Origin of the sequence: Archangium sp. (assembly GCF_036277355.1) — a bacterium.
Taxonomy (GTDB): Bacteria; Myxococcota; Myxococcia; order Myxococcales; family Myxococcaceae; genus Archangium.
The window spans coordinates 1-6,415 of sequence record NZ_DASUNC010000025.1; the positions used below are offsets into that span (position 1 = coordinate 1).

At 64.8% G+C, this 6,415-nt stretch carries 5 protein-coding genes; 3 read left to right on the forward strand and 2 right to left on the reverse strand.

Annotated elements, in window-relative coordinates:
- Both VFZ09_RS07280 and VFZ09_RS07285 read left to right on the forward strand, forming a co-directional pair.
- A partial coding sequence (locus VFZ09_RS07280; RefSeq protein WP_329726758.1) for a hypothetical protein occupies positions 1–556 on the forward strand: 556 nt, incomplete at its 5' end.
- A gap of 86 nt (positions 557–642) precedes the next feature.
- Entirely contained in the window at positions 643–1,335 is a 693-nt protein-coding gene (locus VFZ09_RS07285) for a hypothetical protein (RefSeq protein WP_329726759.1), read from the forward strand.
- A 39-nt stretch (positions 1,336–1,374) separates the two neighbouring features.
- Here VFZ09_RS07285 and VFZ09_RS07290 read toward each other — a convergent pair whose 3' ends face one another.
- Entirely contained in the window at positions 1,375–3,009 is a 1,635-nt protein-coding gene (locus VFZ09_RS07290; RefSeq protein WP_329726760.1) for a restriction endonuclease subunit S, read from the reverse strand.
- The gene (locus VFZ09_RS07295; protein WP_329726761.1) at positions 3,006–5,828 is read right to left on the reverse strand and encodes a type I restriction-modification enzyme R subunit C-terminal domain-containing protein; all 2,823 of its coding nucleotides are present in this window, start codon (positions 5,826–5,828) and stop codon (positions 3,006–3,008) included. The genes VFZ09_RS07290 and VFZ09_RS07295 overlap by 4 nt, the downstream gene beginning before the upstream one ends.
- Positions 5,829–5,981: 153 nt before the next feature.
- Between VFZ09_RS07295 and VFZ09_RS07300 the strand changes: the two genes are divergently transcribed.
- The coding region (locus tag VFZ09_RS07300; protein ID WP_329726762.1) for a hypothetical protein at positions 5,982–6,415 on the forward strand (434 nt) is incomplete at its 3' end.

The window sequence follows — 6,415 nt, forward strand, 5'->3', positions numbered from 1 at the left end:
CCAGAAGGTGCCGCTGCTGGGCGCGCGCACGCTGGCGGATGGCAGCCGGCTGCTGCCCGGCACGCCCCTGCACAAGGCCCAGCGCTGGGTGGACTATCAGTTCCGCCACCCGGAGAAGTACCCCCGCTTCTCCTTCCAGCCGGACGCCGACTGGGAGCGCCTGTACGAGTCCATCCTCAAGAACCGGCAGGCGGGCAACGTCTTCGAGGACGCCATCCTCCAGGCCGGGAGATATGAGCGCAACGCGGCGATGATGATGCCTCCGCCGGGCAGCCGCGCCCAGGGCTTCATCCCCGACTCGGTGAAGGGCAACCCGGCGGAGCTGGTATGGGGACAGCCCTACCCCTTCGTCGAGGCCAAGGCTCGTAAGGAGCTGTCCCTCTCCGGCAACCTCGAGGCCATGATCGATTATGTGGAGAAGTACGGAGGCCACCTCGAGCTGTGGGTCCGTTCCGCCAAACATCCCGATGGCGCAACGCGACTTTCCGAATCACTCCAGAACCGTTTGAGCCGCCTGGAAGCAAATGGCAAAGCTGCCGTGAGAGACCATCCATGATGCGCTCGCCGAAAACGCTTGATATTCAAATAGCACTTCCTCCGGGCCGTCTCTCGGGTGGACTCGTGAGGGAGTTCCTCGAACTCGTGCTTCGCAGGTATCAGTGGTTCACGGCCAAACGCTACGGCTATATCTCCATGAGCGAAGCGATTGATCCGGAGCGCCTGGATCTCGATCCCCTGATTGCCTATTTCGAGGAGCACAACTGGCTGTGCGTCGGTGTCAATACGGAGCGAGACTTCATCTGGTTCTCGCCCTCCCGCAGTGCCGAATTCCCCTATATGGGCGACATCTCCTGGACGACCTCTGTTCGCTCGGCTTCCAAAGCGTCCTGGCGCACCGCCCTCGTGCCGCAGGTCGCCGAGCTCATGCGCCTCGTCCAATCTCCCCTGGCTCAAATCGGGATGGGGCCGGATTTCGAGGGCAAGACACGGCGATGGATGCCACAGGAGGTGGGTCGTAAGCGCGTCGTCACCGTGCGCGACTACAGCGAAGGACTCGCGGGACTCTTCTGGCGCAACTTCTACGGCCCGCCCTTCCTGCGCATGTTCGGCGAGCGCCTCGACTCCCTGCCCGCCGAATGCCGCCAGCCGCTCGGTGAGGACCTCGTGCTCGTCCAGCCCTACGAGCTGCCCACGGAGGCGGGCACCGAGTCCGGCATCACGCGCGAGCGCGAGCTCATCTCCCTGCTCGGCCCCGAGTGCTTCTACGACCACGAGCACCACACCCTGCCCACCCGCCGCCCCGTCCTCGACTCCCTCGGCCGGCCTCTCCACTGAACGGATTCATGCCATAGGGAGGGGAGGCCCTCCAACCGCTCATGTAGAAGCGGAACGTCGGCGGGAGATACGAGGCTTCTTCGGCTTCTCGAAATCCAGGGACATCTGCCCCCGAGTGGGCTTTCCGGTAGGGACAGCACGCCCCTGGCAGATCCGATCGAGCAGTACGCTGGCGGGCTCGTTGTTCGGATCCTGGGGAACAAGCTTGCCTTCAAAGGCGTGCTTGAGGATGGACTGACGAAGACGGTCCGCCCGAGCAAGTCCGGCATCAACCAGCTTTTCGACTTCTTCGGCCAACGAAAAGCAACGATCCACTTCAGCGGAGATCCGAGTCTGCTCAGACAATGGCGGCAGTGGCACCGAAATGGCCTTGATCTCTCCAAGATTCATCCTGGGTCTTCCAACTCCGTGGATGATCTTGGCTGTCCGGCGCCTCGTAGGTTCAGCATTGAGGGCCACCACCAAATATTTCGAAAGACACAGCCCGTCATCAGGCTTCACTCGTATGCAATCTGCTTTCACAATGGCTGGTCCAAGTGATTCAGGCACCAAGCACGCGCGTGGAAGCACTTCTCCAAGTGCAGCGATCACCACATCGCCTAAGTGGACACGATGCTTGCCGAGTGTTTCGAAGTGCTCCAACGAGATATGCGCTTTCACATCAACAAAGGCGCCATCTCCGATGTTCTGAAGTCGCACTACCCGTGGCCCTTCTTCGGTGTAATGCGCAGTTTTTAGATTCGAGCCGAACGGACCATCTGTTACTGAATTGGGCTCGGCAGACGCCAATTGATGAACAGTGGCCCAAGACCATCCTACGGGAAGCGACGGCAACACAGACGCGTCAACCTGGGTGGGATCCTCATAACTGAGCTTCCACTTATCGTCCTTTGGCGTCTTTCCAACCGCCTTCATCTTCGCGAGTTGGCCTGCCTCCCACTTCGCCCGCCGCTCCTTGCAAATACGCTCCAGCAGCTTGTCGGCGGGCTCGTAGTCGCGCCCCTCGGCCCGCGCCAACTCGGCTTCGGTCGGGACGAGACGCCCTTCGCAGGCCGCCTTGAGCACGGACGCGCGATAGCGCTTCAGGTTGGCCTGCACCCGCTTGAGCGCGGCAACACCGGCCTCCAGATCAGTCAGTTGCTTTTCAATTTCTGAAACAATTCGCTTCTGTTCTTCAAGGGGAGCAAGAGGAACCCGGATCTGCCTGATCCTGTCCTGACCGATGTTCCTCATCGACTCCTGATTCCCAGTGGCCAGCCGTTCTATTTCCCGACGGCCCTGCTCCGTCCGCAACGCGTAGAGAATCCACTTCGGCTCGATTCCAGAGAAACGAAGCCTGAGAATCTTGTCGCTGAGCATCAGTCGGCCGGAAACGGAACGAACGATGACGCAGGTACCCACCAGATTGATGGTGTTTGCTCGGCTGAAGAGAAAGTCTCCGGGTTGGATGAAGAACCGCGGTTCGATGCGGTCTGGATCCGTGCAGGTCTTGGCCTCCGACTCATCGAACTCTCCCCAGGTCACCGCGCTGACCTTGACGACCCCCACCTCCCCGTCCTGAGGGGGACGCTCATCGCACTTGAAGCTCTTTCCGGCTTCAATGCCTTCGAGAACCTGTCCGAGCGCGATCCAGGACCAGCCACCGGGAAGCTCGTTCAACCCGCCATCACTCATGCCACCAACACCTCATTCAGCTCTTCCAGCAACCCGTCCAGCTCCGTCCCGAACAACCTGGCCGCCTTTCCCAACCCGCCCCGCTGGTTGAACGGCACGTCGTCGAAGTCGTCCCGCTCGAATTTGAAGCTCGTGACCACCTGGTCCTTGATGAGCCGCAGCCACTCGCGCTGCTCGTCCGTGAACCTCCGACCCCGGTTCTCCTGCTGCGCCATCCAATTTGAGAACCGTGCCTCCACCCGCTCCTGGAAGGGCACCAGCTCCTCCTCCTGGTGGAGCGCATAGCGCACCAGCGACACGATGTCCGTCAACATCTTCGGCGCCGACGCTCCCCTCACCCGGCTCCCGTCCAGCGTCTCGTACGCCTGCCACAGCCGCTCCGGCGTCCACGCCCGGGGCGAGGCCTCGATGGCGCTCGCCAGCGCCTTGATGTCCTTGAACTTCAGCCGCTTCGCCCACGGCTTCGCGTACAGCACCTGGAGCGCGGTGATCTCATCCTGGTGCTCCTTCAGGAACCGCTCGAAGGACTCCACCACCGTCTTCGCCTTCTCCTTCGAATCCTCGGAGAAGCCCGCCTCCAGCACCCGGTCCTTGCTGACCATGTCGATGGTCTGATCCGAGCGCTGCTTGAGCGTGAGGATCTCCTGTCGCAGCGCTGGATTCTTCGCCAGCGGGGCCACGGCCGCCTTCAGCAACCCCTCCGCCGCCTTCCTCACCTGCGCCAGGGACGGCTCGGCCCCCTCCGGCAGGCCCGCGGCGTTCCGCGCCGCCTCGAGCTGCCGATCCGGCTCCAGCGCTTCCACCATCCCGGCCACCAGTTCCGGCAGTGTCACCCCGGCCACCTCCTCGAGGCGCTTCACCTGGGGCGCGTCCAGCGCCCGCGTCAGCCGCGCCAGCCGTCCCGCCAGCGTCGAGACGATCTCCGGATCCGTGCTCCCGAAGCCCACCGCGTCCAGCAGGCCCTTCAGCGGCACCGTGGGCTTCTGCTCCAGCGAGTGCGTCTCCACCAGGTCGCTCTCGCACACCCGCACGCAGTCCACGATGACGAAGCGCGTCTTCCCCTTCGCGTCGCCCGTCACCGTCCGCAGGTCGTCCTTGCTGATCACCCGGACGCCCCGGCCCTTCATCTGCTCGAAGAGCAGCCGGCTGCGCACCGAGCGCATGAACATCACGATCTCCACCGGCTTGATGTCCGTGCCGGTGGCGATCATGTCCACGGTGACGGCGATGCGCGGATGGTAGCCGGTGCGGAACTCGGAGATGAGCTCCTTCGGTTTCTTCACCGTCGTGCGGTAGGTGATCTTCTGGATGAACTCGTTGCCCCGGGCGAACTCCTCGCGGGCGATGCGGACGATGTCGTCCGCGTGGCTGTCGTCCTTGGCGAAGATGATCGTCTTGGGCACCTCGGTGCGGCCGGGGAAGATCTCCGTGAAGAGCCGATCCCGGAAGGTGCGCAGCACGGTGCGGATCTGATCCTCGGCCACCACGTCCCGGTCGAGCGTCGAAGCGGCGTAGACGAGCTCATCGTCGAGCTGCTGCCAGCGGCGGGTCCGGGTGAGGCGGTCGCGCTTGTCCACGTACAGCCCCGCCTCCACGTGCGAGCCCTTGTCGGTGATCTCGGTGCGGATCCGGTACACGTCGAAGTCCACGTTCACGCCGTCGGCCACGGCCTGCGCGTGCCCGTACTCCATCACCAGGTTCTGGTGGAAGAACCCGAGCGTCTGCTTGGAGGGCGTGGCGGTGAGGCCCACGAGGAACGCGTCGAAGTACTCGAGCACCTGGCGCCACAGGTTGTAGATGGAGCGGTGGCACTCGTCGGTGAAGATGACGTCGAAGGTCTCGATGGGCAGCGAGGGGCTGTAGCGGACGGGGAGCGGCTCACGGGCGGAGGGCGCGGCGGAGTCGAAGAGCGAGGGCTCCTCGGCCGCGGGGTCCAGCTCCGGCTCGCCCTGGAGCATGGAGTAGAGGCGCTGGATGGTGGTGATGCAGACGCGGGCGACCCCGTCCACCTTGTTCGAGGCGAGCAGCTGGACGTTGTACTCCTGGGTGAACTTGTAGTTGCCGTCGGGGACGTCGAACTGTTGGAACTCCTTGAGCGCCTGCTCGCCGAGGTTGGCGCGGTCCACGAGGAAGAGGACGCGGCGGGCCCCGCCGTGTTTGATGAGGCGGTAGATGGCGTTGACGGCGGTGAAGGTCTTCCCGCTGCCCGTGGCCATCTGGATGAGGGCCCGGGGGCGGCCCTCGGCCAGCGAGGTCTCCAGGTTGCGAATGGCCTTCACCTGGGCGGGCCACAGGTCGTGCGTCTCCAGGGCGGGCAGTTGCTGGAGACGGCCGCGGAGGGTGGCCGGAAGCTGGCTGCGCGGATCGGGTTTTCCGTCCTTGTACGGCAGCAGAAGGGGCTCGGCCTCGAGCCACTCCACGAGCGTGTGCGGACGGTGGAAGTGGAAGACGGGGCGGCTGCGCGCCTCCGGATCCAACCGGTTGGTGAAGCGCGTCTCCACACCGGTGCTCTCGTAGAGGAACGGAAGGGGGCGGAGCCAGGCCGGAAGGGTGCGGGGAAGGCCCTGGCTGTAGTGCTCGGTCTGGAGCTCCACGCCGGTGAGTGGGGTCCCGGCCTTCTTGGCCTCGATGACGCCGGCGGCCTTGCCGTTGATGTACAGGAGGTAGTCCGCGAAGCCATGTTTGCCGAGCGGGAACTCGCGCACGGCGACGCCCGTACCGGCGTCTACGTTGGCGTCCTTCGCGTCCTGGATGATCCAGCCGGCGAGTCGGAGCGCTTCGTCGATGGCTTCCCTGGCGAGGGCTTCTGGCGTGGTCACCCCCTGATTCTGCCCGGAAATGGAACGGGACTGGAGACCCAGGAGGTCTTCTTCAGCGCCACGCCCGTGTTCCGAGCAACGGGTAGACTGCGCCGCCCCATGCCGCGCCCATGAAGACGCCCTCGATTCTTCTTCACCCACCCCGAGCGTCTGGTGTGCGCGCTGGGGGTGCTGGTGCCCTTCGTGGCCGGTGCCGTGCTGATGCGCGGCGGCAGCGAGGGCGCCGAGCAACTGGCGCTGCTCACCGGCCGCAGCCTGGACGAGGTGCGGGTGCTCTCGCGCGTGGCCTCGCACCTGTCTCCCGGAGACTCCAAGGAGATAGAGCGCTTGATGGCGGCGGCGGCCCGGGGCCACTCCTTCAGCGAGGAGGAGCTGCGATTCCTCCAGCGCGTGGCGCGCGGGCTGGAGACGCCGCTACGCGAGGCGGCCGGGGCGCTGAAGGCGGGCCAGAAGGTGCCGCTGCTGGGCGCGCGCACGCTGGCGGATGGCAGCCGGCTGCTGCCCGGCACGCCCCTGCACAAGGCCCAGCGCTGGGTGGACTATCAGTTCCGCCACCCGGAGAAGTACCCCCGCTTCTCCTTCCAGCC